Genomic DNA, 1,300 nt, shown 5'->3' on the forward strand with positions numbered 1-1,300 from the left:
TCAAACTACTGCCGAAGGCGCCGGGTATGACCCCGTCGAGCGCATCCGCCGCTATTGTAGGAATCGGTTCGTTCTGCTCGATCGTAGCCCCGCCTGTGGGCGCCTTCTTCGCCACCTGGAACATGACCGCCACTATAGTAGGCTCTTCGGTACTCTTGCTGACTGCGGCAGTCATCGCCTGGTTTAACGTGCCAGCACAGCCCGATCATGAACTTTCCGATGCGATTAAACGCGATAGTTTTAAAGATATTTTCCTAGGATTCTCGGCTATTTCCAGCGCCCGTGCCCTCGTGGTTTTCTTACCTGTGATGGCGGTCGTAGTTGCTTCCACCACGATGGAAGGCATCGCCGGGGTGTTCTACCTGCAATCCATCACGAACACCGCATTCGAGTATTCGCTCGTGTTGGCGATGTGGGCTGTTGGCGCGCTCATCGCCAGCGTTTTCTACGGGCGCGGATGGTACAAACCGCAGCTGGTAAACGCGATTCTGTGGGGCGGATTCTTTATCGGCGCCGCGATTCTGCTGGAAGGGCTGGCAGCGAATCCTTGGATTGTGGGAGCTGGGTTCCTGGTAGGCGGGTTCTTCAACTCGATCCACAATATGGGTATTCGTGACATGGTGTATACGCGGGTGCCCGAGCATCGCCAGGGGCAGTCTTGGGCTCTTATCGGCTCGCTGTTCAGCTCGATGGTGCTTGTGGGTGACCTGCTTGGTACGCCGGGAATACTGGGGGATGCGCGCACTATTGTCATGATCGGCGGCGCGACGGCAACCGGTGCGGCGGTGGCGAACCTGCTGCTGTATGCACTGGTGCGCAGCCGGTGCGGGGTAAGAGTCCCCGGCGGGGAGAGGTAAAATTAAACCCGGCTTATTACACCCCGATAAATCAAGGAGAAAACCCCGTGAAAGCTTACCCGGTTCTCGCCGTTGGTGCGGCGCTCGCTCTGGCGCTAACAGCCTGCTCGTCAGGAGATCAGAAAGCGCAGGAAAGCCCCAGCTCATCAGCCGCCTCAAGCAGCGCCAGCGCCAGCGCCTCCGCGAGTGCTTCCGTGGCGAGCGCATCCCCGCAGGTGAGTACCGCCGCGCAGGAGCCCACGGTTGGTACCGCCCCCGCCACGGTATCTGACGAACCCACCTGGGGCACTATCACCACCAGCTCGGCTGCCGCAGGGGCACCCACAGCCGCAGCGGCTGGCGAAAGCGCCAGCGCCGCCGCAGGCTCCGGGCAGGGCGGTGCCAACAATAACCCCAAGAACCCCCAGGCTCCCGCCGAGAAAATAGCCCGTGCAGGCGAGAGC

1 protein-coding gene and 1 pseudogene are annotated in these 1,300 nt (G+C 61.0%); both read left to right on the forward strand.

Features of this window, described 5'->3' with window-relative positions:
* Positions 1-857: MFS transporter (locus Q4P78_RS08875; RefSeq protein WP_303340012.1), on the forward strand; the 857-nt coding region annotated here is incomplete at its 5' end.
* Between the two features lie 47 nt (positions 858-904).
* Positions 905-1,300, forward strand: a pseudogene (locus Q4P78_RS08880) (hypothetical protein); the annotation flags it as partial.

It is taken from the genome of Rothia sp. (in: high G+C Gram-positive bacteria), from assembly GCF_030540545.1.
Classification (GTDB): Bacteria; Actinomycetota; Actinomycetes; order Actinomycetales; family Micrococcaceae; genus Rothia.